This window comes from Saccharopolyspora sp. NPDC047091 (assembly GCF_040643635.1).
In the GTDB taxonomy this organism is placed as follows: Bacteria; Actinomycetota; Actinomycetes; order Mycobacteriales; family Pseudonocardiaceae; genus Saccharopolyspora_C.
The window spans coordinates 1-22,244 of the sequence record NZ_JBEYUS010000048.1; the positions used below are offsets into that span (position 1 = coordinate 1).

Sequence of the window (22,244 nt, forward strand, 5' to 3'; positions counted from 1 at the left end):
AACGCCGCCACCCGGGCCGGATTCCCGCCGGGGCCCAGCACGTTGCCCAGCAGCTCGTCGTCCACCGACTCCAGGCCCGAATCCCGCAGCGCCGCGGGAGGCGCGCCGACGAAGAGCACCGGAATGTCGTCCGCCGTGCTACGTGGCGTCGTCGTTGCTGCCGACCGGCGCTTGCGACGCGGTGGTGTCCAGCTTCGACGGCTGATGATCGATCTTCGAGGCCTCGTCGAGCCCGACGCCCTCCATGCCCTGCCCGGCGAGCTTCCGCGCCTTCGAGCGGTCCTGCGCCCGGCAGATCACCAAGGCGATCACGAACAGCACCACCAGGCACGCGGCCAGCGCCAGCATCGAGAACGGGTCCTGCCCCGGGGTGGCGACGGCGGCCAGCACGAACAGGCCGAACACGATGCCCCGCCACCAGCTCTTCAGCTTCGCGTAGCTGACCACGCCGGCCCGGTTCAGCATCACCAGCACCAGCGGCATCTCGAAGCTGATGCCGAACATCAGCAGCATCAGCAGCACGAAGTTGATGTACTCGCCACCGGTCAGCGCGGTGAAGAACGCGCCGCCGCCGAAGCCGGTCATGAAGGCCAGGCCCTCGGGGACCACGAAGTAGGCCAGCACCCCGCCCGCGACGAACAGCAGGCTCGCGATGCTCACGAACGTGCGGGCGAACTTCCGCTCGTTCGCGTGCAGGCCCGGCGTGATGAACGCCCACACCTGGTACAGCCACAGCGGGCTGAACAGCAACGAGCCCACCGCGATGCCGACCTTCAACTGCAGCATGAAGACTTCGAACGCCTTCGTCTGCAACAGCTGGCACTCGCCGTTCGGGCTGAAGCGCACGTCTGCCGGCAACTGGCAATACGGGTGGATCAAGATATCGCTGAGCTTCGGCAGGCCGAAGATCTCGTGCGAGAACCAGATGAAGCCGAGGATCGCGCCGACCAGAATGCCGAATGCCGCCCAACCGAGTCGATACCTCAATTCGTAGAGGTGATCGATGAGGGTCATGGTGCCGTCGGGGTTGTGCCTGCGCCCCCAACGGCGGCGGTCACTGCGCCACGGGTTCAAACGGCGCAACGGGTTTGAACTCACCGTGCGTTCCGTCTCCGATCAGTTCTTGTTCTCTTTGCGCGGCGCCTCTTCCGCGTTGGTCGCGGTCACCGGCGCGCTCGGCTCACCGGTGGTGAGCTGCTGCGGTTCGGAGGAGGCCTCCTTGTCGCGCTTGGCAGCGGCTTCGTCTTCCTTCATGCCGCGCGCTTCGGCCTTGAACACGCGCGCGGACTGGCCGAGCGAACGCGCCATCTGCGGCAGCTTGGTGGCACCGAACAGCAACACCAGCACAGCGACGATGAGTACGAGTTCCCACCCACCTGGCAAACCCATCAGTGCACACCTTTCTCGGGGCTTCCTGCGACCGCAATGGTACGCGGGCGGATGACGCTCTCATAGGCCGTCACGTGGCACCTTTACGCCGCTCTGCGAGCACCACCTGGAGCCCCGCGACTCGTGCTTTCAGCAGACCCGACCGGTTCGCCACGTCCTCCGTCACTTCGCGTTGCACCGCGCGCACCCTCCGGAGCAGCACGAAGAACCTGATCAGCAAGGCGAGCAGGAGCAGCACTCCCACCACGAACAGCACAAGACTCCACACGTACGGCACCGGATCACCGTAGCGCGCGGGACGGCCGCCCCCGCAGCGGCGTGGCCGGGCGAGCGGTGGTCGTTCCGCCGAGCCCGGCGCCGGCCTCGCGACGAACCCGGCGCGGCCCGGAAGCGCATCCGGCGCCCCCGGACGACCGGCGGGGCCGCCCCAGGCACGGCCCACGAGGAGCGGGACCCGCCCCACGACGCACCCGCCCGAAGCCCGAACCGGAGATCGCCGAGCGACGCCGCCCGAAGCCCGGACCGGAACCCGCGCGGCACCACGCCGTCCACCGACCGCGACGTGCAGGAGCCCACCGACCACGGAGCCGGACACCGACGGCGACGGCGACGGCGACGGCGACGGCGACGGCGACGAGCGGATGCTCGCCGGAAGCGAGGCCGGGTACCGGCCGGGCCGCTGCGGTCAGTGCGCGGACAGGTGCCGCACCCGTGCGAGCGCCTCCTCGGCGCGCTTGCGCACGTCCTCGGCGAGGTCGCGCGGCTCGACCACGCGTCCCTGACCGCCGAGCCCCAGCACGAGCCGCACCATCCACGAGCGGTCCGAGTACCGCATCCGCACGCGGATCCGGCCTTCCGACAGCTCGGTGAGCTCGTCCACCGGGTAGTACTCGCTGACCCAGCGGGCGTCCGGGTCCAGCTCCAGCAGCGCGCTCGGCTGGTCCGGCATCGGGCGGAACAGCCCGGCGGAGAAGTCGGTGGGTTCGGCGTCCCACGGCGGCCGGGCCGGCTCGTCGAGCACCTCGGCGGCGTCGATGCGGTCCAGCCGGAAGCGGCGGACCGCCACCGCCGAGCGGCACCAGGCTTCCAAGTAGCTGCGGCCGTCGACGATCACCAGCCGCATCGGGTCCACGGTGCGTTCGCTGATCTCGTCCCGGGACGCGGTGTAGTACCGCATCCGCAGCGCGCGGTGTTCGGTCACGGCACGCTGCACGGCGTCCTGCACCCCGGGCGCGATGGGGCCTTCCCGGCCGGACAGCCCGACCACGACCCCGGTCGGACCGGCTTGGCCGACGGCCTCCTCGACCTTCGACAGCGCCCGCTGCACCGCCTCGGTGTCGGCGATGCCCGGGGTGTCGGCGAGCGCGCGCAACGCCACCAGCAGCGAGGTCGCTTCCGAGGCCGTCATCTGCAGCGGGCGGCGCATCCCCGCGTCGTAGGTGACGGTGATCGTCTCGCCTTCGAAGGACAGGTCGATCAGGTCGCCCGGCCCGTACCCCGGCAGACCGCACATCCACAGCAGCTCCAGGTCCCGCCGCAGCTGCTGCTCCCCGACCCCGAAGTCGGCGGCCGCATCGGCGACCGGGATGCCCGGCCTGCTCAGCAGGTACGGCACCAGTGCCAGCAGTCGCGGCAACCGCTGCGTCGCCCCGGCCGTCATCGGCGCACCTCCCCTGCTTCGTCGCTTCCGGCCGCAGCCGCGGCCGCGGCACCCAGGTGCGCTTCGTGCACCGATTTCCGCAGCACGTCCGGCTCCAGCACCACCACGTCCGGCCCGTAGCCCGCGATCCAGGAGGCCGCGAAGTCCGGGTACGACAGGTCCAGCTCCAGCACGTCGCCCTCGATGCCGTCCAGCCGCATCGAGTCCACCACCGATGCCTGGCGGCGCAGGCCCTGCGCGCGCCCCGGCACGACCCACAGCCGCACCGGCGTGCTCGGCGGCGCGTCCCGCTGCTCCCCGGCCACCATCGACAGCAGGTCGACGTCCGGCGGCCTGCTCACCGCGCCCGCCCGGCCCTGCGCCTTCGGGTCGCCCTGCACGCGGGACAGCCGGAAGCAGCGCGGCGCCCGCCGGTCCCGGTCGTGCCCGACCAGGTACCAGCGCCCCCGCCAGGCCACCACGCCCCACGGTTCCACGGTGCGCAGCTGCGCCAGCGCCTCGTTGGGCCGCCGGTAGTCGAAGGTGACCACCCGGCCGGCCTGCACGGCGGCGAGCAGCGCGGGGAACGCGGGCTCGCTGGTGCGGACCTTCGGTTCGATGGTGCCCGCGGCCCGGTCGTCGACGTCCACCCCTGCGGCCCGCAGCTTCAGCAGCGCGCCCCGGGCCGCGCCGGTGAGCTCCGGCGAATCCCACAGCCGCAGCGCCAGCGCCACGGCCGCCGCCTCGTCCGGTTCGAGCCCGATGTCGCCGAGTTCGTAGTCCCGCCGGGCGATCCGGTAGCCGTCGGCGGCGTCGAACGCCGAGTTCCGGCCGGTCTCCAACGGCACACCCAGGTCCCGCAGTTCGGACTTGTCGCGCTCGAAGGTCCGGAAGAACGCCTCGTCATTGGGCGCGTCGGTGTAACCCGGAACAATCCCCCTGATTCGCTCCGCCGTCAGGTACTGGCGTGTCGAGAGCAGGCACAGCACCAGGTTCACCAAGCGTTCAGCACGCGCAGTGGCCACTTTGAAACTCTAGCTCCATCGCAGTTGATCAGGTCTTTCGGGCACGCGGATCCCTGGCGGGCCGCGTCCTCGGCCGCGGTGGACGTGCCCTTTCGCCCGCCACGCGCGCCGCACCGCCGCCGCATTGATTTCATTCGACACTGAAGGTGTCGTGGCCGTGAAGTCGTTCATCACACCTCCTCCGCTCCTAGACTGCGGTCATGCCAGCGCCTGCGGACACGTCCGACCCGGTCCTGCTCATCACCGGCGCCTCCCGCGGGATCGGCGCCGCCACCGCACGAGCCGCGGCCCGCGCCGGCTACCGGCTCGCCCTGCTCTCCCGCTCCGCGGACTCGCTCGCCGAGCTGGTCCGCGAGCTGGACGCCGATGCGGGGCGCACCGGAGAACCCCGCGCACTGGCCGTGCCCTGCGACGTCACCGACTGGACCGAGCTCAGCGACGCCGTGACGCAGGTCGAGCAGCACTTCGGCAGGCTCGACGCGGCGTTCGCCAACGCGGGCCGCAGCGTCGCCACCTCGTTCCTCGGCACCGACGGCGCGGATCCCGCGGACTGGCGGGACATGGTGCTCACCAACGTCCACGGCACGGCGCTCACCGCCCGCGCGACGCTCCCGGCGCTGGTGCGCACCCGCGGACACCTGCTGCTGACCGGATCCGCGGCGGGGCGCGGCATCCGGCCCGGGAACCTCTACTCCGCCACCAAGTGGGCGGTGACCGGCATGGCGCAGAACATCCGCGCGGAGTGCGTCGGCACCGGCGTGCGCGTCACGCTGCTGCAGCCCGGCCTGGTGGAGACCGGGATGAACACCCCGGAGCAGGCCGACCGCCCCAAGCTGCACGCCACCGACATCGCCGAGGCGGCGCTCTACGCGCTGAACCAGCCCGCCACCGTGGACGTCAACGAACTGCTCATCCGCCCCACCGGCCAGCACCCGCTGCGCTGACCGGCGCCGCGCCGAGCACGCGCACCGACTCACCCATCGACTCGGACACCGGTTCAGGCACCGGTCGCCACCACCGCTCGCGCGCTAGTCCTGGGCGCTGACCCCGTACAGGTTCCCCTCCGGATCGGCGAACTGCGCCCACCGCGTCGTCCCACCGGGGTCCCACGGCGCGGCCTGCGGCTCGACCGGGAACGGCACGCCCTTCGCGCTGAGCTCCGCGAAGGTCGCGTCGAGGTCGTCGGCGTCGAACCACACCGTGCTCATCGGCCCGCGCTGCTCCCGGATGCGAGCGACGAGCTCCGGATCTCCGGCGGCGAGCACCAGGTACGTCCGCGCCCCTGGTGGCCGCACCTCGAGCCACCGGTCACCGTCGCCGTACGGCGCATCGGTGAGCACCTCGAACCCGAGGGTCTCGGCGAAGAACTCCAGCGCCCGCTCCTGGTCGGCGACGTGGAGCACCGCGAACTTCGGCTGAGTGATCATGGCGGGATCCTTCCGGTGAGGCGACACTGAGATCACCTTATCCGAACCCGTGTTCGAATAGGCGATCTCGGGTGCCGCTTCACCGCATCGTGTGGCCCCCGCCGCGACGACCCGCTACAACGACCCGATCAGCCGCTCCACCCGCTCGTCCACCGCGCGGAACGGGTCCTTGCACAGCACGGTGCGCTGCGCCTGGTCGTTCAGCTTCAGGTGCACCCAGTCGACGGTGAAGTCGCGCCCGGCGGCCTGCGCGGCGGCGATGAAGTCCCCGCGCAGCTTCGCCCGCGTGCTCTGCGGCGGGGTGTCCTTCGCGGCCTCGATCTCCCCGTCCTCGGTGGCGCGGTCGACCAGGTCCTTGCGCTGCAGCATGTCGAACAGGCCCCGGCCGCGCCGGATGTCGTGGTAGGCGAGGTCGAGCTGCGCGATGCGGGGGCTGGACAGCTCCAGCCCGTGCTTGCTGCGGTAGCGCTCCAGCAGCCGCAGCTTGATCGCCCAGTCCACCTCGCGGTCGATCGACGAGTAGTCCTGCGATTCCACCGCGTCCAGCGCCCGGCCCCACAGGTCCAGGATCCGCTCGGACATCGGGTCGGAGCCGCGGCGCGCCACGTGGTCCACCGCCCGGCTGTGGTACTCGCGCTGGATGTCCAGCGCCGAGGCCTCCCGCCCGCCTGCCAGCCGGACCGTCCGCCTGCCGGTGAGGTCGTGGCTGATCTCGCGGATCGCGCGGATCGGGTTGTCCAGGCTGAAGTCCCGGAACTGCACGCCGCTCTCGATCATCTCCAGCACCAGGTGCGCGGTACCCACCTTGAGCAGCGTGGTCACCTCGGACATGTTCGAGTCGCCCACGATCACGTGCAGCCTGCGGTAGCGCTCGGCGTCCGCGTGCGGCTCGTCCCGCGTGTTGATGATCGGTCTGGACCGGGTGGTGGCGGAGGAGACGCCCTCCCAGATGTGCTCGGCGCGCTGCGAGAGGCAGTACACCGCGCCGCGCGGGGTCTGCAGCACCTTGCCCGCCCCGCAGATCAGCTGCCGGGTCACCAGGAACGGCAGCAGCACGTCGGCGATCCGGGAGAACTCGCCGGACCGCCCGACCAGGTAGTTCTCGTGGCAGCCGTAGGAGTTGCCCGCCGAGTCGGTGTTGTTCTTGAACAGGAAGATGTCCCCGCCGATGCCCTCGTCGGCCAAGCGGCGTTCGGCGTCGACGAGCAGGTCCTCCAGGATCCGCTCGCCCGCCTTGTCGTGGGTGACCAGCTGGGTCAGGTCGTCGCACTCGGCGGTCGCGTACTCCGGGTGCGAGCCGACGTCGAGGTAGAGGCGGGCGCCGTTGCGCAGGAACACGTTCGAGGAACGTCCCCACGACACGACCCGCCGGAACAGGTACCTGGCCACCTCGTCCGGGGAGAGCCGCCGCTGCCCGTGGAACGTGCAGGTGACCCCGAACTCGGTTTCGATGCCGAAGATCCGCCGCTGCATGTCTCCACAGTAGGCGCTGCGACGGCCGTCGGCGGTCCGCCGTTCGGGCATCGGTAGCGTGCGGGACGTGCAGACGTGGCTTCCCAAGATCACCCGCAAGGTGGACGCGGTGGACCGCGACCTGGCCCGGCGCAGTGCCGCCCTCCCCCGCACCGCCGCCGATCCGGGGTTGAAAGCCCTGAGCACGGCGGCCAACCACAGCGCGCTGTGGCTCTCGGTCGCCGCCGGGCTGGCCGTTCGCAAGGGGACGCCGCGGCGGGCCGCCCTGCGCGGTCTCGCGGCGATCGCGGCGTCCAGCGCGGCGACGAACCTGCTGGGCAAGCCGCTGTTCCCGCGCCGACGGCCGGCCGCGCGGCTGGTGCCGCGGCACCGCAGGCTCAGCGATCCGCCGAGCTCCTCGTCGTTCCCGTCCGGGCACGCCGCCTCCGCGGCCGCGTTCGCCACCGCGGTGGGGATGGAATCGCCCGCGCTCGGGCTGGCCGTGGCCCCGCTCGCCGCGGCCGTCGGCTACTCCCGGGTGCACACCGGGGTGCACTGGCCCAGCGACGTGGTGTGCGGCGCCGCGATCGGCGCGGGCCTGGCGTGGGCGACGCGGCGCTGGTGGCCGGTCCGCCCGGACGAGCCCGCCGCGGTCCGCCACCCGGCGGACGTGCCCGCGTTACACGACGGCGAAGGCGTGCTGGTGCTGGTCAACCCCGGTTCCGGGGACGGCACCTTCGACCCGGAGCAGTGGGTGAGCACCCGCTGGCCCGCGGCGAAGGTGGTGCTCGCGGAGCCGGGTCGCGACGTGGTCGCGGACCTCGCCGACCGGCTGGACCAGGAGGGCGGCACCATCCGCGCGCTGGGCGTCGCGGGCGGCGACGGCACGGTGGCCGCGGTCGCGGCCCTCGCCACCACCAGGGGCATTCCGCTCGCGGTGCTCTCGGCGGGCACGTTGAACCACTTCGCCAGGGACGCCGGGGTGTCCGACTCCGATTCGGTGGCCGACGCGGTGGAGCAGGGCACGGCGGTGCGCGTCGACCTGGGCGGGGTGACCGTCGACGCCCGGCCGACGCGCTGGTTCCTCAACACCGCCAGCATCGGCGGCTACCCGGACCTGGTGCGGTTCCGCGAGCAGTGGGCCGGGCGCTGGGGCAAGTGGCCCGCGGGTGCGTTGGCGCTGGCTCGGGTGCTCTACGAGTCGAGCCCGCTGGACGTGGAGCTCAACGGCGTGCGGCGGCAGGTCTGGATCCTGTTCGCGGGCAACGGTTCGTACGCGCCGCGCGGGTTCGCGCCCTCGTGGCGGCCACGCCTGGACAACGGGCGGCTCGACGTCCGCTACGTGCGCGCCGACGTCCGCTGGTCCCGGCCGCGGTTCGTGCTGGCGGCGATGACCGGTGCGCTGCACCGCAGCCGCACCTACGTGGAGCAGGAGCACCGGTTCCTGGACGTGGTGGTGCGGGGTCCCGCGGTGGCGGTGGCCACCGACGGGGAGATCGGGACGCCGGGCAACCGGTTCGCGTTCACCGCGCACGACCAGATGCTGAGCGTGTACCGGCGCGAGCTCGACTAGCGCGGGCCTGATCGGGCACCGGCACGAGCCCGATCACCCACCGGCTCGCCCCGGCAGGAGCCCGACCCGGCGAGAGCCCGATCGGCCACCGGCCCGCCCCGGCACGAGTCCGACCCGGCGAGAGCCCGATCGGCCACCGGCCCGCCCCGGCACGAGTCCGACCACCCACCAGCTCCACCGAAAACGACCCCGACCCGACACGGGAACCGAGCCCGACACGAGCTGGACCGGAACCGAGCCCGACCCGGTCAGCCCGACCACGCCCTGGCCGCGATGAGCGCGCGGGCCGCTCGTCCCGCGTCGCCGATGGCGTCGCCGGGCAGGACCGAGCCCACCACGAGCGCCCCTTCGTGCAGGCACAGCAGTTCGCCGGCGAGCGGCGCGGCGTCGGCGAGGCCCGCCTCGGCCGCCAGCCGCTCGAACAGCGCCAGCAGCCACCGCTTCTCGTCCGCGGCGACCTCGCGGGCCGGGTGCCCGCCGTCGGGCAGCTCGGCGAGCGCGTTGATGAAGGCGCAGCCCCGCGAGTGCTGCGCCGTCCACGCGGCGAGCGCGTCGAACGGCGCGGTCACCCGGTCCAGCGCGGACAGCCCCGGGCGCTCCAGGGCGGCGGTGACCTCGGCGCGCCACCGCTGGTCGCGTTCGGCGAGGTAGGTGGCGACCAGGACGTCCTTGGAACCGAACCGGTCGTAGAGGGTCCGCTTGGTCACCCCGGAGCGCTCGGCGATCAGGTCCACGCCGACGGCGGTGATGCCGAGCTCGTAGAACAGGGCGGCCGCCGCGTCGAGGATGCGCCGCGCGCCGGGGGTGAGGGTCTGCGGATCCAGCGGCATTGTGTTCACCGATCGGTATACCTTACGCTCGCGGCCGACTTCACAGATCAGTGTACTAGCGTGCGGAGGCCCCCGATGACCGTTCCCGGCACCATGCCCGCAGCCCGCCTCACCGGCCACGGCGGACCCGAGGTCCTGCAGCTCGCCGACGTCCCGGTGCCGACGCCCGCCCCCGGCGAAGTCCTGGTCCGGGTGGGCGCGGCCGCGCTGAACAACACCGACCTGTGGACCCGCGAAGGCGCCTACGGCAGGCCCGGAGACCCCGACGCCCGCGCGGGCTGGCGCGGCCCCGTCGACTTCCCCCGCATCCAGGGCGCGGACGTCGCGGGCACCGTCGTCGACGTCGGTCCCGGCGCCGATCCGGCTCTGCGCGGCACCCGCGTGCTGCTCGACCCCGCGATCTACGACGGCGAAGGCGAGGACGCGAACCCGGTGGGGCTGCTCGGCAGCGAACGCGACGGCGGCTACGCCCGGTACGTCACCGCGCGCGCCGACCGGGCGCACGACATGAGCGGATCACCGCTGGACGACGCCGAGCTCGCCTGCTTCCCCACCGCCTACGGCACCGCGCTGGGCATGCTCGAACGCGGCGACGTGCGCGACGGGCACACCGTCGCGGTGACCGGGGCTTCCGGCGGGGTGGGGCTGGCGCTGGTGCAGCTGGCCGCGGCCCGTGGCGCGGAGGTGCTCGCGATCAGCAGCGCGGGCAAGCTCGCCGCGGTACGCGCGGCGGGCGCCACCGAGGTCGTCGACCGCGCCGAACGGCCCTGGGACGCCGTCGGAGCGGGCCGGGTCGACGTGGTCCTCGACGTAGCCGCGGGTCAGAACATCCCGGACGGCCTGTCCGCGGTGCGCGACGGCGGCCGGTGGGTCGTGGCGGGGGCGCTCGCCGGCCCGCTGGTGGAGCTCGACGTGCGCCGGCTGTACCTGCACAACATCGCGCTCGTCGGATCGAGCATGCACACCCCGGCGCACTTCCGGCAGCTCGCCGAGATCGCCCGCGACGGCGCGGTCCGCCCGGTCATCGCCGGGACGTACGAGCTCGCCGACGTGCACCGGGCGCAGGCCGAGCTGGCCTCGCGGCGGCACGTCGGCAAGCTCGTGCTGGTCGACCGCTGAGCGGGCTACTTCCCGTTCGCGGAGCCGTTCCCGCCGTCGCCGGAGTCCGCGGACTCCTCGGAGCTCTCGGACTCGGCGGCGGGCTTCGGCAGCAGTGCTTCCAGCGCCGCGCCCGCGATGCGCCGGAACGTGCGGTGCGGCCGGGACCGCTCCAGCACGGCGACCTCCAGCTGCTTGGCGCCGAGCTCGCGGGTGCTCTCCCCGCTGGCCGCGAGCGCCTGCACCGACAGCTCCACCGCCGGGCCCAGCTCCATGCCGTCCTCGAACGAATCCTTCATCGCCGAGTTGATCGTGTCGGCCTGCCCGCCCATCACCACGAACTGCGGCTCGTCCACGATCGAACCGTCGTAGGTGAGCCGGTAGAGCTGGTCGGTCTCGGCGGTCTGCCCGACCTCGGCGACGCAGATCTCCACCTCGAACGGCTTGATCTGCTCGGTGAAGATCGCGCCCAGGTGCTGGGCGTAGGTGTTGGCCAGCGACCGCCCGGTGACGTCCCGCCGGTCGTAGGAATAGCCGCGGAAGTCCGCGATGCGCACCCCCGCCACCCGCAGGCTCTCGAACTCGCTGTAGCGGCCGACCGCGGCGAAGCCGAGCCGGTCGTAGATCTCGGAGACCTTGTGCAGCGTGGTGGAGGGGTTCTCCGCCACGAACAGCACGCCTCCCGCGTACTTGAGCACCACCACGCTGCGTCCCCGGGCGATGCCCTTGCGGGCCAGCTCGGAACGCTCCCGCATCAGCTGTTCGGGGGAGGTGTAGAACGGCATCGTCACGGCTGTGCACTCCTGGATCGAATCGTTCGGCAGCCCCGCTCGGCGGGGAACGGCATCGTCGGGGGAATGCGGCGTCAGCCGCCCGGGTTCTCGCGCCTGCCCTGCACGACCTCTTCGGCGATGGCGGCGGACTGCTGCTCGTCGAGCCGGACCGCACCCTCCTCGGCCGTGATGGTCACGACGGTCGGGTAGATCCGCCGGGACACGTCCGGGCCGCCGGTGGCGGTGTCGTCGTCGGCGGCGTCGTAGAGGGATTCGACCGCGTTGCGCACCGCCGAGTCCACGTCGGCGTCCGGGTCGTGCCGCTTCTTCAGCGCCGACTTCGCGAACACCGAACCGGAGCCGACCGCGTGGTAGCCACCGGATTCGGCGTAGCGCCCGCCGGTGATGTCGTAGGAGATGATCCGGCCCGCCCGGTCCGGATCCTCGGCCGCGGTGTCGAACCCGGCGAACAGCGGGAGCACCGCCAGACCCGCCATCGCGCCCTGCAGGTTGCCGCGCAGCATGGTGGCGAGCTTGTTCGCCTTGCCGTCCAGGGACAGCGGCACGCCTTCGAGCTTCTCGTAGTGCTCCAGCTCGATCGCGTACAGCCGCACCATCTCCAGCGCGATGCCCGCGGTACCCGCGATTCCCACCGCGGAGTAGGAGTCGGTGACGTAGAGCTTGTCCATGTCCCGCTGGGCGATGAGGTTGCCCATGGTGGCGCGGCGGTCACCGGCCAGCAGCACGCCGCCGCGGAAGGTCAGCGCGACGATGGTGGTGCCGTGCGGCGCCTCGACGACGCCCTGCGGGACGTCCCGGTTGCCCGGCAGCAGCTCGGGCGCGGTGACCTGGAGGAAGTCGGTGAACGATGAGGATCCGGAGGTGAGGTAGGCAGCGGGCAGGGCCTGACCCGGAAAGTTCCGAGCCGCGCTGGATTCCATCGGCGACATCGTCTCCTGCTTCGAAGGACTGCCCCGCCGCCGCGACGGCGAGGCCGGTTGATCTGGGCCGTACCGCAACTCTAATCAAGATCGCCCGCGACGGCGAAGATCACGGCCGTCCGCGTGGCGGAGGGCCGCCGGGCGAGGGTCCCGGCGGCCGCGCGGTGTCGGTGCCTACTGGCCGCCCTTCTGGACGTAGGCGCGGACGAAGTCCTCGGCGTTCTCCTCGAGGACGTCGTCGATCTCGTCCAGGATGGCGTCGACGTCTTCGCCGAGCTTCTCGCGACGTTCCTGGCCGGCTGCTTCGGGACCCGATTCCTCGTCGCCGTCGCCGCCGTCGGGCCGCTGGACCTTTTCCTGGGACATCTCGCCCTCCCGGTGCTTGTCCGTCGGATGCCGGGCTGGTCGAACGGTCGTCGAACAAAGGGCATCCTGTGAGGAACAGTACCTAGCGGAACCCCTGTTCGCCCACATCCGAGCGGGCATTCTTGCGATCTTTCGCGGCGGGCGGACCGGGTGTTCCGGATCGTGGTCAGCCGCGAGTCAGCGAGTCCACCAGTTCCTCGGCGCTGGTGGCGGCGTCGAGCAGCTCGCCCACGTGGGCGCGGGTGCCGCGCAGCGGTTCCAGGGTGGGGATGCGCACCAGGGATTCCCGGCCCAGGTCGAAGATGACCGAGTCCCAGGAGGCGGCGGCGACCGCGGCCGGGTAGCGCTCCAGGCAGCGTCCCCGGAAGTAGGCCCGGGTGTCCTCCGGCGGGCTGGTGACGGCGGCGCGCACCTCGTCCTCGGTGACGAGCCTGCGCATCGAGCCGCGGGCCACCAGCCGGTTGTACAGGCCCTTGTCCAGCCGCACGTCGGAGTACTGCAGGTCGATCATGTGCAGCTTCGGCGAGGCCCAGCCGAGGTTGCCGCGCTCCCGGTAGTTCTCCAGCAACCGCAGCTTCGCGGGCCAGTCGAGCCGGTCCGCGCAGTCCATCGGGTCCCCGCCGAGCAGGTCCAGCACCTCGCCCCAGGTGGCCAGCACGTCCTTGGCGGCCTGGTCGCCGCCGTGCTCGGCCACGTGCCGCGCCGCCCGGTCGTGGTACTCGCGCTGCAGGTCGAGGCCGGTGAACCGGCGGCCGTCGGCGAGTTCCACGATCTGGCGCAGCGTCGGGTCGTGGCTGATCAGGTGCACCGCCTGCACCGGGTCGGCCAGCTTGAGGTCGTCGAAGCGCTCGCCGGCCTCGATCATGTCCAGCACCAGCGCGGAGGCGCCGACCTTCAGGTACGTGGAGGTCTCGGCGAGGTTCGCGTCGCCGATGATGACGTGCAGCCTGCGGTACTTGTCGGCGTCGGCGTGCGGCTCGTCGCGGGTGTTGATGATGCCGCGCTTGAGCGTGGTCTCCAGGCCGACCTCGACCTCGATGTAGTCCGAGCGCTGGGAGAGCTGGAAGCCCGGTTTCTCCCCCGCCTGCCCGAGCCCGACGCGCCCGGACCCGCACATCACCTGGCGGGACGCGAAGAACGGGGTGAGCCCGGCGATCACCGCGGTGAACGGGGTGTCCCTGGCCATCAGGTAGTTCTCGTGGGTGCCGTAGCTGGCGCCCTTGCCGTCGACGTTGTTCTTGTACAGCTGCATCTGCGCGGTGCCGGGCACGCTGGCCGCCTTGATCGCGGCCTCCTCCATCACCCGTTCGCCCGCCTTGTCCCAGATGACGGCGTCACGCGGGTTGGTGACCTCGGGGGCCGAGTACTCGGGGTGGGCGTGGTCGACGTAGAGCCGGGCGCCGTTGGTGAGGATGACGTTGGCCGCGCCGAGGTCGTCGCTGTCGTTGCCGTTGTTCTGCGGCGCCGAGGCGCCCAGGTCGAAGCCCCGCGCGTCCCGCAGCGGTGACTCCACCTCGTAGTCCCACCGCGCACGGCGGGCGCGCGGGATGTCGGCCGCGGCCGCGTAGGCGAGCACGATGTGCGTGGAGGTCAGCACCGGGTTCGCCGTCGAATCGCCGGGCACGACGATGCCGTACTCCACTTCGGTTCCCATGATCCGCCGCATACCTGGAAGCCTACGGGTTCCGGGCCGGGAAGCAGAGTTTCCGGCGGTGCCGGTTCCGCCTGCCGAGTGGTCCCGGGAACCGCGTTCCGGGTTTCCACCGGATGATCTCTGCGAGGATGCGGGCGTGGGAGCTCAGGACGAACAGGTGGCGGTGTACGACGAGTCGGGCCGGGTCGCGGGGTCCGCGCCGCGCTGGCGGATGCGGCGGGACGGGTTGTGGCACGCGGCCACTTCGATCCTGGTGCGCTCGGTCGACGGCGGATCGGTCTACGTGCACCGGCGCACCGAGCACAAGGACGTCAACCCGGGCGCGCACGACTGCTTCGCGGGCGGGGTGGTCGCCGCGGGCGAGGAGCCGGCGGTGGGCGCCGAGCGGGAATTGGCGGAGGAGCTGGGCGTCCGGGGCGTGCCGCTGCGGTTCCTGTTCCGCTCGGTGTTCCAGGACGGCTCGGTGCGCCACCACGGCTTCGTCTACGAGGTGCGCTGGGACGGGCCGGTGGTGCACCAGCCGGAGGAGGTCGCCGACGGCTGGTGGATGCCGCTGGACGAGCTGCGCGCCCGCCTGGCGGACCCGGGCTGGTCGTTCGCCGCCGACAGCAGGCAGTTCATCCACGAGTGGTTCACCCGGCAGGAGGCCTGACGGCTGGCGGGGTCAGTGCCAGGGCATCGACGCGCGCTCGCCCCAGTAGGTGGCGGGATCCCTGGCCAGCGCGGCGAGCTCGCCCAGGTCGGTCGCGTCGAGCCGCACGTCGGCCGCCGCCAGGTTCGAGTCCAGCTGCGCCACGTCGGCGGGCCCGACGAGCACCACGTCCGCCCACGGCTGGGCGAGCGCGTGCGCCAGAGCCACCGCGTCGGGCGTGGTGCCGTGCCGCCGCGCGACCCTGGCCAGCAGTTCCGGCGGGTCCACCGCGAGCCTGCCGTTGGCGAGGGACTCCTTCACCAGCACCCGCCAGCCACCGTGGTGCACCTCGGTCAGCGCCCGCCCAGCCGAGGGCTCCAGCGAGTTCCAGGTGGACTGCACGGCGCTGAACAGCTGTGCCCCGCCGATCTCCAGCTCCCAGGCCCGCTCGACGGCATCGGCCTGCGCGGCACCGCTGGTGGAGAACCCGAGCCGCACCCCGGAGTCGCGGAGCCGGGCCAGCTCGTGCTGCAGCGCCAGGTCGTCGAACAGCGGGCTCTCCGGGGTGAGCGAGTGCACCTGGTACAGGTCGACCCGGTCGCCGAGCAGCGCGCGGCTCTGCGCCCACTGCTCGCGGAGGCGTTCCACCGAGTGCTCCTTGACCTCGTGCACCTCGGTCTCGATGCGCCACTCGGCGACGTAGGCGTAGCCCCACTTGCTGGAGACGGTGACGTCGCCGTGGCCGCGTTCGGCGAGCCAGCCGGCGAGGAACTCCTCCGCCGAGCCGTAGGAGCGGGCCGCGTCCACCCACCGGATGCCGCGCGCGAAGGCCGCGTCGAGCACCTGGGCGGTGTGCACCCGCATCGCTTCGGCGGTCCGGTGCGCGGGCAGCGCGTCGCTGCGGCCGACGTTGATGTAGGCGGGGCGGCCGAGCGCGGCCAGCCCGAGTCCGAACCGGCCCGCAGACGTGGAGATCATGCCTGAAAACCTAATCGCTGCCCGTCGGGATCGACACTCGGGCACCACTCCACCGGGGCGGAAACCGCGGTGGCGCAACGAGAAGCGGCCCCGCCGATGGTTCCGGCGGGGCCGCTCCCGTGCTGGCTCAGAGGTACTGGCCGGTGTTGGTGGCCGTGTCGATCGCCCGGCCGGATTCCTGGTTCTTGCCGCTGACCAGGGTCCGGATGTAGACGATCCGCTCGCCCTTCTTGCCCGAGATCCGCGCCCAGTCGTCCGGATTGGTCGTGTTGGGCAGGTCCTCGTTCTCGGCGAACTCGTCGATGATCGCGTCCTGCAGGTGCTGCACCCGCAGGCCCGGTTGCCCGGTGTCGAGCACCGACTTGATCGCGGCCTTCTTGGAGCGGTCCACGATGTTCTGGATCATCGCGCCGGAGTTGAAGTCCTTGAAGTACAGGACTTCCTTGTCCCCGTTGGCGTAGGTGACCTCCAGGAACCGGTTCTCGTCGGTCTCGGCGTACATCCGCTCGACGGTCGTCTGGATCATCGCGTCGATGCAGGCGGCCTTGTCCCCGCCGAACTCGAGCAGGTCCTCCTCGTGGACCGGCAGCGCCTCGGTGAGGTACTTGGAGAAGATGTCCTTCGCGGACTCGGCGTCCGGCCGCTCGATCTTGATCTTCACGTCGAGCCTGCCGGGTCGCAGGATCGCCGGGTCGATCATGTCCTCGCGGTTGGAGGCGCCGATGACGATGACGTTCTCCAGGCCCTCGACGCCGTCGATCTCCGAGAGCAGTTGCGGCACGATCGTGGTCTCCACGTCCGAGGACACGCCGCTGCCGCGGGTGCGGAAGATCGAGTCCATCTCGTCGAAGAACACGATCACCGGGGTGCCTTCGGAGGCCTTCTCCCTGGCGCGCTGGAAGATGAGCCGGATGTGCCGCTCGGTCTCGCCCACGAACTTGTTCAGCAGCTCGGGGCCCTTGATGTTCAGGAAGTAGGACTTCGCCTGCCCGTCGTCATCCCCGCGCGCCGCGGCGACCTTCTTGGCCAGCGAGTTCGCCACCGCCTTCGCGATGAGCGTCTTCCCGCACCCGGGCGGGCCGTAGAGCAGCACGCCCTTCGGCGGTTGCAGCTGGTACTGCACGTAGAGGTCGGAGTGCAGGAACGGCAGCTCCACGGCGTCCCGGATCTGCTCGATCTGGCTGCCCAGACCGCCGATGTCCAGGTACCCCACGTCCGGGACCTCTTCGAGCACGAGGTCCTCGACCTCGGCCTTCGGCACCGTGTCGTAGGCGTAGCCCGCCTTGCTGTCGACCAGCACGGAGTCACCGGACTTGAGCCCGGCCTCCACCAGCGGGTCGGTCAGCCACACGACGCGTTCCTCGTCGGTGTGGCCCAGCACCAGGGCGCGGTGGGTGCCCGCGGTGTCGGTGAGGCTCGGGGGCAGGATCTCCCGGAAGGTGCACACCTCGCCGATCTGCTCGAAGGCGCCCGCCTCCACGACGGTCAGCGCCTCGTTGAGCCGGACCGACTGCCCGAGACCGAGCTCGTCGAGCTCGACGTTGGGCGAGACGGCGACCCGCATCTTGCGGCCGGAGGTGAACACGTCGACCGTGCCGTCCTCGTAGCGGCACAGGAAGGTCCCGTATCCGCTGGGTGGCTGGGCTAGGCGGTCGACCTCCTCGCGCAGGGCCGTGAGCTGGCCGCGCGCTTCCTTCAGGGTCTCGGTGAGTTTGGCGTTCCGTTCGGTGAGCTGGCTCACCCGCTCGGATGCCTCGGCCAGCCGCTTCTCCAGCAACCGGGCCTGTTGGGGCGACTCGTTGAGCTTTCGGCGCAGCAACGCCACTTCGTCTTGGAGCAGACGAATCTGGCTGTTGAGCTCGGCTTGCCCGCCGGGCTGCTGCTCGCCGCCCTCCTCAGGCCGGCTGCCGGGACGGTCGTGCTGCATATCGGCACCCTCCTCCCGTGCTCGTACCACCACGGTACCGGCGATCACCGACGACAGCGGCGTCGTGATTGGCCCGCCGGATGCGCCAGCCTGCCACAAAAATCGGCGAATACCCATGATTCGCGCGTCGTCGACGACCCGGCCCGGGCGTGGTGGGAGTGGACGGTGAACACGGTGCGTCCACGATCATGGTCCATTCGGTGGCACCACCCGGTTTCGGTGGTCGCGTGACCGGGCGCACGACCACGGGTTTTCCGCTCCGCCACCGCGTTCGGTGCCGAACGTCGGCATCCGGGTGTCGGTGGGCTGACAACCGGGTGTCGTTGCGGACGGGCGTGTCCGACTTCTCCCATCATTTGGAACAACGCGGGGTTTCCGCAGTCGAAACGTGCTCCGGCCAGATCCTCATGTCGGGCATCTCACCCGGTGAGGGACACCCCGGGCGTACGGATCGGAAAGGTCTACTCCTGACATGCGCCGGATAACGCTCTGGTCTACTTACGCGCGCCGAGAAGACGGCGACCGCACCTCCGTGCGGCCTAAGCACAGACCTTGGGGGAGGAACATCCCATGACCTATCCGCCGCAACAGCCCGGCCCGGGCGGGTGGGACCCGCAGCCCGCCGGGAACCAGGCGGACGGCGCGGCAACCCAGGGCACCCCACCTCCGCAGCAGCAGCCCGCGTTCTACGCGAACCAGCACGCGGGCTGGCCGCAGGGCCCCATCGCCGGGGTTCCGGCACAACCGGGCCAGCAGCCCTTCCCGGCCGCGCCCGGGCAGGACCCGTTCGGGCAGCCCCAGCCCGGCCAGCAGCCCGCGTTCGGCCAGGCCCACCTCGACCCGCAGTTCGGGCAGTTCCAGGACCAGTACGGGTCGATCGCCCCCGCCCCGAACTGGGGCGGCGAGTTCGGCGCGGGCGCCTGGACCCAGCAGCCCGCCGAGATCGAGGACGACGAGGACGAGCGGGGCCGGTCCCCGCTGCCGTGGATCCTCGGCGGGGTCGGCGTGGTCGTCGTCGCCGGGGCCGTCGTCGGCGGCCTCTTCCTGTTCGGCGGCAGCGGCGGCCCGGGCGAGCCCCGGCCCGCCGCGCAGGAACTCGTCGACAAGGTGAACGCGGGCGACTTCGCCGCGCTCGGACCGCAGCTGTGCCAGTCCAACCGCGCAGAGCTGGACCAGCAGTTCCAGCAGCTCTCCAGCGGGCGGTTCCAGGTGGAGCTGGGGCAGGTGACCGCGCAGGGCGAGCAGGCGCGGGCGAAGCTCAACGGCGACTACACGCTGGGCGGCGCCACGATGCCCGTCGACCAGACGATCGTGCTCACCGTCGAGGACGGTGCCTGGAAGATCTGCAAGCTCGGGCAGTGAGGTGGCCGGTGGCACCGCGGGGGTCGCGGTGCCACCGGACCCCGCTCAGCCCTTGCTGGGGCGGCGCTGCGGGCGCGGCGGCGTCACGCCGTCCGCGAGCCGCCGCGTGACCAGCAGGAACGCGGTGTGCGCGACCATCCGGTGCTCGGGGCGCACCGCCAGGCCGACCACGTGCCACGGCCGGATCAGCGTCTCCCACGCCTGCGGCTCGGTCCAGCACTGCTGCTCGCGGATGGCCTCGGTGACCTTGGACAGCTGCGTCGTGGTCGCCACGTAGACCACCAGGACGCCGCCCGGCACCAGGTTCTGGAAGACGGTGTCCAGCACGTCCCACGGCGAGAGCATGTCCAGCACGACCCGGTCGACCTGGCCCTCGTCGTAGTCGGCGAGGTCGGCGACGCGCAGCGTCCAGTTCTCCGGGACCTCGCCGAAGAACTTCCGCACGTTGCGCTCGGCGTGCTCGGCGTGGTCCTCCCGCACCTCGTAGGAGACGACGCTGCCCTGCTCGCCGACGGCGCGCAGCAGCGAGCAGCTCAGCGCACCGGAACCGGCGCCCGCTTCGAGCACCCGCGCGCCGGGGCGGATGTCGCCCCACATCAGGATCTGCGCGGCGTCCTTCGGGTAGATGACCTGCGCGCCGCGCGGCATGGACAGCACGTAGTCGGCCAGCAGCGGCCGCACCGCCAGGAACGAGGTGCCGCCCGCCGAGGTGACCACCGAGCCCTCGGGGCTGCCGATGAGGTCGTCGTGCGCCAGTGCGCCCCGGTGGGTGTGGTACTCGCCGCCGGTCTCGAGGACGACGGTGTAGTGCCTGCCCTTCGGATCGGTCAGCTGGACCCGGTCGCCGGGCTGGAACTCACCGCTGACGGTGCTCACGTGCTTCGTTCCTCCAAGTGCGCGTTCGGCAAGGGCCGCCGGCGCGGGACGTCACGGGAGTGAGCGGGGGTGCCGCGGCTCGGCGGGTTCGGCGGACCATCGTCGCAGAGGGTCCGGGCGGTTCCCGCCGGTGCTCACCGTTCGCGGGCGCGGGAGCGGAGCGCGCTGCGCAGGTCCTCCCGGCGCAGCACCCCGCAGGGCCTGCCTTCGGTGTCGATGACGAGGAACTGCCAGGCCAGTACGGTACGCACCCGTTCGAGCACGTCCTCCCCCGGCTCTCCCTCCAGCAGGATGGTGTCCGGGCCGACGGGTTCGGCGGCGTGCTCGGCGGGGTCGCGGGGCGCGCGGGTCGCGAGGCGTTCGGCGGCGGACTGGTCGAGCAGGCCCACCGCGACGCCGTCGGCGCGCACCAGCACCACCCCGCGCCCGGCGGCGGCGACCAGCGCGTCGCCGACGGGGCTCTCGGCGGGCAGTTGCAGCACGGGGCGCATCAGCTCGGCCAGCGAGAACCGCACCGGCCGGCTCTTGCGCTGTTCGGCGGCGTGCTCGGCGGTGGCGCCCGCGATGACGAACCACACCATGAACACGCAGGCCAGCAGCCGCAGCCACTGGTCGTCCACGTCCTGCAGCAGCCCGAGCAGCGCCCACACCAGCAGTCCGGCGGCGACGAGCCCGGCGCCGACGACCCCCGCGGTGGTGCCGAGCTGCCTGCGCCCGGTGACCGCCCACAGCAGGGAGCGCAGCATCCGCCCGCCGTCCAGCGGCAGCCCGGGCAGCAGGTTGAACACGGCGACCGCGATGTTGGCGACGCAGGTCTGCGCGACGAGCAACCAGATCGCCCCGCCGGGTTCCATCGCGTACCAGCCGAGTCCGCTGCCCGCGGCGAGCAACACCGACACGGCGGGCCCCGCGGCGGCCACCAGGCCCTCCTGCGCGGGGGCCGCGGGCTCGCGGCTGATCTCGGAGACGCCGCCGAGCAGGAACAGCCGGATCCGCCGCACCGGAAGACCCAGCCGCATCGCCACCACGCAGTGCCCGAGCTCGTGCAGCAGCACCGAGGCGGCCAGCAGCACGGTGCACCCGGCGGCGAGGAACGCGCAGGTCCACACGCTCGCGGCGGGCAGGATGCGGCCGACCAGCGGGGTGTAGAGCAGCACGATGAACGCGGCCCCCACCCACCAGGACGGCGACAGCAGCACCGGCACCCCGGCCACCCGGCACAGCAGCAGGCCGTTGTCCGGTGGAGCGGCTCGGCCGCGGGCCGTGTTGGCGGACATGGCCCACAGGGTAGAGCGGGACCCGTGAGGCGCCGGTGATCCGCCACGCGTGCGCGATCCCGTCGGACCCCTGTTCTAGGGTGCGGGCATGGTGGAACCGGCCCGGACCAGCGATGGCACCCGATCGGAGCTCGCCGCCGTGGGCGGGTCGGACGGGGCGAGCCTGCCCGCGGGGAGGCGCAGACCGGCGTTGTCGCCGTCGCGCGCGGGTGACTTCAAGCAGTGCCCGCTGCTGTACCGCTTCCGCGCGGTGGACCGGCTGCCGGAGACGCCGACGCGGGCGCAGGTGCGCGGCACGGTGGTGCACTCGGTGCTGGAGCGGATGTTCGCGCTGCCCACCGAGCAGCGCGACGCCGAGCACGCCCGGGACCTGCTGGAACCGGCTTGGCAGGACCTGCTCGCGGGGCAGCCGGAGCTGGCGGAGCTGTTCGACGGACCGGACGACCCGCAGCTGCGCACCTGGTTGGGGTCGGCGACCCGGCTGCTCGATTCGTACTTCGAGCTGGAGGATCCGCGCCGCCTGGAGCCGGAGGCCTGCGAGCTGCGGGTGGAGACGGAGCTGGAGTCGGGGCTGCTGCTGCGCGGGTTCATCGACCGGGTGGACGTGGCGCCGACCGGGGAGATCCGGCTGGTCGACTACAAGACGGGCGCGGCGCCTCGGCTGATCGGCGAGGCGAAGGCCATGTTCCAGATGAAGTTCTACGCGCTGGTGCTGTGGCGCACCCGCGGTGAGGTGCCGAAGCAGCTGCTGCTGATGTACCTGTCGGACAAGCAGTCGCTGGCCTACGCGCCGGACGAGGCCGAGCTGCGCCGGTTCGAGCGGACGCTGGAGGCGATCTGGCAGGCGATCCTGCGCGCCGGGAGGACCGGCGACTTCCGCCCGAACCCGAGCAAGCTGTGCGACTACTGCGATCACAAGTCCCGCTGCCCGGAGTTCGGCGGCACTCCCCCGCCCTACCCGGGCTGGCCGGAGCCCGACCCGGGACAGGAGTCCTTGCTGGACCGGACGGACTGAGCGTTCGCCGA

The 22,244-nt window shown here is 72.0% G+C and carries 22 protein-coding genes; 6 read left to right on the forward strand and 16 right to left on the reverse strand.

Annotated features, from left to right (window positions below):
• Positions 1-138: 138 nt before the first annotated feature.
• The 5 genes from tatC to ABZ805_RS19845 form a co-directional block, all read right to left on the reverse strand.
• Positions 139-1,014: a twin-arginine translocase subunit TatC gene (gene tatC, locus ABZ805_RS19825; RefSeq protein ID WP_358442181.1), complete on the reverse strand. Its 876-nt coding sequence runs from the start codon at positions 1,012-1,014 to the stop codon at positions 139-141.
• A gap of 102 nt (positions 1,015-1,116) precedes the next feature.
• The gene (tatA, locus tag ABZ805_RS19830; RefSeq protein WP_358442184.1) at positions 1,117-1,389 is read right to left on the reverse strand and encodes a Sec-independent protein translocase subunit TatA; all 273 of its coding nucleotides are present in this window, start codon (positions 1,387-1,389) and stop codon (positions 1,117-1,119) included.
• 70 nt (positions 1,390-1,459) lie between these two features.
• Entirely contained in the window at positions 1,460-1,666 is a 207-nt protein-coding gene (locus tag ABZ805_RS19835) for a bacteriophage holin (RefSeq protein ID WP_358442187.1), read from the reverse strand.
• A 408-nt stretch (positions 1,667-2,074) separates the two neighbouring features.
• Complete coding sequence (locus ABZ805_RS19840) at positions 2,075-3,049, reverse strand: YafY family protein (RefSeq protein ID WP_358442189.1); 975 nt, start codon at positions 3,047-3,049, stop codon at positions 2,075-2,077.
• Positions 3,046-4,053: a WYL domain-containing protein gene (locus ABZ805_RS19845; RefSeq protein ID WP_358442192.1), complete on the reverse strand. Its 1,008-nt coding sequence runs from the start codon at positions 4,051-4,053 to the stop codon at positions 3,046-3,048. The genes ABZ805_RS19840 and ABZ805_RS19845 overlap by 4 nt, the downstream gene beginning before the upstream one ends.
• A 200-nt stretch (positions 4,054-4,253) precedes the next feature.
• On the opposite strand from ABZ805_RS19845, the gene ABZ805_RS19850 reads away from it, so the two are divergent.
• Positions 4,254-4,997, forward strand: coding sequence for an SDR family NAD(P)-dependent oxidoreductase (locus tag ABZ805_RS19850; protein ID WP_358442194.1), 744 nt, complete (start codon positions 4,254-4,256; stop codon positions 4,995-4,997).
• A gap of 84 nt (positions 4,998-5,081) precedes the next feature.
• Here the strand turns inward: ABZ805_RS19850 and ABZ805_RS19855 are convergent, their stop codons facing one another.
• Positions 5,082-5,480, reverse strand: a complete 399-nt coding sequence (locus tag ABZ805_RS19855) for a VOC family protein (protein ID WP_358442197.1) — start codon at positions 5,478-5,480, stop codon at positions 5,082-5,084.
• Between the two features lie 114 nt (positions 5,481-5,594).
• A complete protein-coding gene (gene pafA, locus ABZ805_RS19860) occupies positions 5,595-6,953 on the reverse strand; it encodes a Pup--protein ligase (RefSeq protein WP_224960113.1) in 1,359 nt (452 codons plus the stop codon).
• 67 nt (positions 6,954-7,020) lie between these two features.
• Here pafA and ABZ805_RS19865 point away from each other — a divergent pair, with 67 nt between their 5' ends.
• Positions 7,021-8,505 (forward strand): phosphatase PAP2 family protein, encoded by a 1,485-nt coding sequence (locus tag ABZ805_RS19865; RefSeq protein WP_358442200.1) that lies wholly within the window; start codon positions 7,021-7,023, stop codon positions 8,503-8,505.
• A 248-nt stretch (positions 8,506-8,753) separates the two neighbouring features.
• Here the strand turns inward: ABZ805_RS19865 and ABZ805_RS19870 are convergent, their stop codons facing one another.
• A complete protein-coding gene (locus tag ABZ805_RS19870) occupies positions 8,754-9,335 on the reverse strand; it encodes a TetR/AcrR family transcriptional regulator (protein ID WP_358442299.1) in 582 nt (193 codons plus the stop codon).
• A 75-nt stretch (positions 9,336-9,410) separates the two neighbouring features.
• On the opposite strand from ABZ805_RS19870, the gene ABZ805_RS19875 reads away from it, so the two are divergent.
• Entirely contained in the window at positions 9,411-10,454 is a 1,044-nt protein-coding gene (locus tag ABZ805_RS19875; RefSeq protein ID WP_358442203.1) for a zinc-binding dehydrogenase, read from the forward strand.
• Between the two features lie 5 nt (positions 10,455-10,459).
• On the opposite strand, the gene prcA is transcribed toward ABZ805_RS19875, so the two are convergent.
• From prcA to dop, 4 genes are all read right to left on the reverse strand, one after another.
• Complete coding sequence (gene prcA, locus ABZ805_RS19880; RefSeq protein ID WP_358442205.1) at positions 10,460-11,224, reverse strand: proteasome subunit alpha; 765 nt, start codon at positions 11,222-11,224, stop codon at positions 10,460-10,462.
• Positions 11,225-11,298: 74 nt separating this feature from the next.
• Positions 11,299-12,147 (reverse strand): proteasome subunit beta, encoded by an 849-nt coding sequence (gene prcB, locus ABZ805_RS19885; protein WP_358442207.1) that lies wholly within the window; start codon positions 12,145-12,147, stop codon positions 11,299-11,301.
• Between the two features lie 174 nt (positions 12,148-12,321).
• Positions 12,322-12,513 (reverse strand): ubiquitin-like protein Pup, encoded by a 192-nt coding sequence (locus ABZ805_RS19890; protein WP_184478281.1) that lies wholly within the window; start codon positions 12,511-12,513, stop codon positions 12,322-12,324.
• Positions 12,514-12,679: 166 nt separating this feature from the next.
• The gene (gene dop, locus ABZ805_RS19895; RefSeq protein WP_358442210.1) at positions 12,680-14,179 is read right to left on the reverse strand and encodes a depupylase/deamidase Dop; all 1,500 of its coding nucleotides are present in this window, start codon (positions 14,177-14,179) and stop codon (positions 12,680-12,682) included.
• Positions 14,180-14,303: 124 nt separating this feature from the next.
• Between dop and ABZ805_RS19900 the strand changes: the two genes are divergently transcribed.
• Complete coding sequence (locus tag ABZ805_RS19900; protein ID WP_358442213.1) at positions 14,304-14,819, forward strand: NUDIX domain-containing protein; 516 nt, start codon at positions 14,304-14,306, stop codon at positions 14,817-14,819.
• A 12-nt stretch (positions 14,820-14,831) separates the two neighbouring features.
• On the opposite strand, the gene ABZ805_RS19905 is transcribed toward ABZ805_RS19900, so the two are convergent.
• Both ABZ805_RS19905 and arc read right to left on the reverse strand, forming a co-directional pair.
• Entirely contained in the window at positions 14,832-15,776 is a 945-nt protein-coding gene (locus ABZ805_RS19905) for an aldo/keto reductase (RefSeq protein ID WP_358442216.1), read from the reverse strand.
• Between the two features lie 127 nt (positions 15,777-15,903).
• Entirely contained in the window at positions 15,904-17,703 is a 1,800-nt protein-coding gene (arc, locus tag ABZ805_RS19910) for a proteasome ATPase (protein ID WP_358442219.1), read from the reverse strand.
• Positions 17,704-18,273: 570 nt separating this feature from the next.
• Between arc and ABZ805_RS19915 the strand changes: the two genes are divergently transcribed.
• Positions 18,274-19,065 (forward strand): hypothetical protein, encoded by a 792-nt coding sequence (locus tag ABZ805_RS19915; RefSeq protein ID WP_358442221.1) that lies wholly within the window; start codon positions 18,274-18,276, stop codon positions 19,063-19,065.
• 45 nt (positions 19,066-19,110) lie between these two features.
• Here the strand turns inward: ABZ805_RS19915 and ABZ805_RS19920 are convergent, their stop codons facing one another.
• A complete protein-coding gene (locus tag ABZ805_RS19920) occupies positions 19,111-19,941 on the reverse strand; it encodes a tRNA (adenine-N1)-methyltransferase (protein WP_224960100.1) in 831 nt (276 codons plus the stop codon).
• Positions 19,942-20,075: 134 nt separating this feature from the next.
• Positions 20,076-21,218 (reverse strand): site-2 protease family protein, encoded by a 1,143-nt coding sequence (locus ABZ805_RS19925; protein WP_358442225.1) that lies wholly within the window; start codon positions 21,216-21,218, stop codon positions 20,076-20,078.
• 88 nt (positions 21,219-21,306) lie between these two features.
• On the opposite strand from ABZ805_RS19925, the gene ABZ805_RS19930 reads away from it, so the two are divergent.
• A complete protein-coding gene (locus ABZ805_RS19930) occupies positions 21,307-22,233 on the forward strand; it encodes a RecB family exonuclease (protein ID WP_358442228.1) in 927 nt (308 codons plus the stop codon).
• Positions 22,234-22,244 lie beyond the last annotated feature (11 nt).

Bases quoted from the DNA above. Each gene is read 5' to 3' on its own strand.
- tatC (WP_358442181.1), bottom strand. From the start codon at position 1,014: ATGACCCTCATCGATCACCTCTACGAATTGAGGTATCGACTCGGTTGG.
- tatA (WP_358442184.1), bottom strand. From the start codon at position 1,389: ATGGGTTTGCCAGGTGGGTGGGAACTCGTACTCATCGTCGCTGTGCTG.
- ABZ805_RS19840 (WP_358442189.1), bottom strand. From the start codon at position 3,049: ATGACGGCCGGGGCGACGCAGCGGTTGCCGCGACTGCTGGCACTGGTG.
- ABZ805_RS19850 (WP_358442194.1), top strand. From the start codon at position 4,254: ATGCCAGCGCCTGCGGACACGTCCGACCCGGTCCTGCTCATCACCGGC.
- ABZ805_RS19855 (WP_358442197.1), bottom strand. From the start codon at position 5,480: ATGATCACTCAGCCGAAGTTCGCGGTGCTCCACGTCGCCGACCAGGAG.
- pafA (WP_224960113.1), bottom strand. From the start codon at position 6,953: ATGCAGCGGCGGATCTTCGGCATCGAAACCGAGTTCGGGGTCACCTGC.
- ABZ805_RS19870 (WP_358442299.1), bottom strand. From the start codon at position 9,335: ATGCCGCTGGATCCGCAGACCCTCACCCCCGGCGCGCGGCGCATCCTC.
- ABZ805_RS19875 (WP_358442203.1), top strand. From the start codon at position 9,411: ATGACCGTTCCCGGCACCATGCCCGCAGCCCGCCTCACCGGCCACGGC.
- prcB (WP_358442207.1), bottom strand. From the start codon at position 12,147: ATGGAATCCAGCGCGGCTCGGAACTTTCCGGGTCAGGCCCTGCCCGCT.
- ABZ805_RS19890 (WP_184478281.1), bottom strand. From the start codon at position 12,513: ATGTCCCAGGAAAAGGTCCAGCGGCCCGACGGCGGCGACGGCGACGAG.
- dop (WP_358442210.1), bottom strand. From the start codon at position 14,179: ATGCGGCGGATCATGGGAACCGAAGTGGAGTACGGCATCGTCGTGCCC.
- ABZ805_RS19905 (WP_358442216.1), bottom strand. From the start codon at position 15,776: ATGATCTCCACGTCTGCGGGCCGGTTCGGACTCGGGCTGGCCGCGCTC.
- arc (WP_358442219.1), bottom strand. From the start codon at position 17,703: ATGCAGCACGACCGTCCCGGCAGCCGGCCTGAGGAGGGCGGCGAGCAG.
- ABZ805_RS19915 (WP_358442221.1), top strand. From the start codon at position 18,274: ATGACCTATCCGCCGCAACAGCCCGGCCCGGGCGGGTGGGACCCGCAG.
- ABZ805_RS19925 (WP_358442225.1), bottom strand. From the start codon at position 21,218: ATGTCCGCCAACACGGCCCGCGGCCGAGCCGCTCCACCGGACAACGGC.
- ABZ805_RS19930 (WP_358442228.1), top strand. From the start codon at position 21,307: ATGGTGGAACCGGCCCGGACCAGCGATGGCACCCGATCGGAGCTCGCC.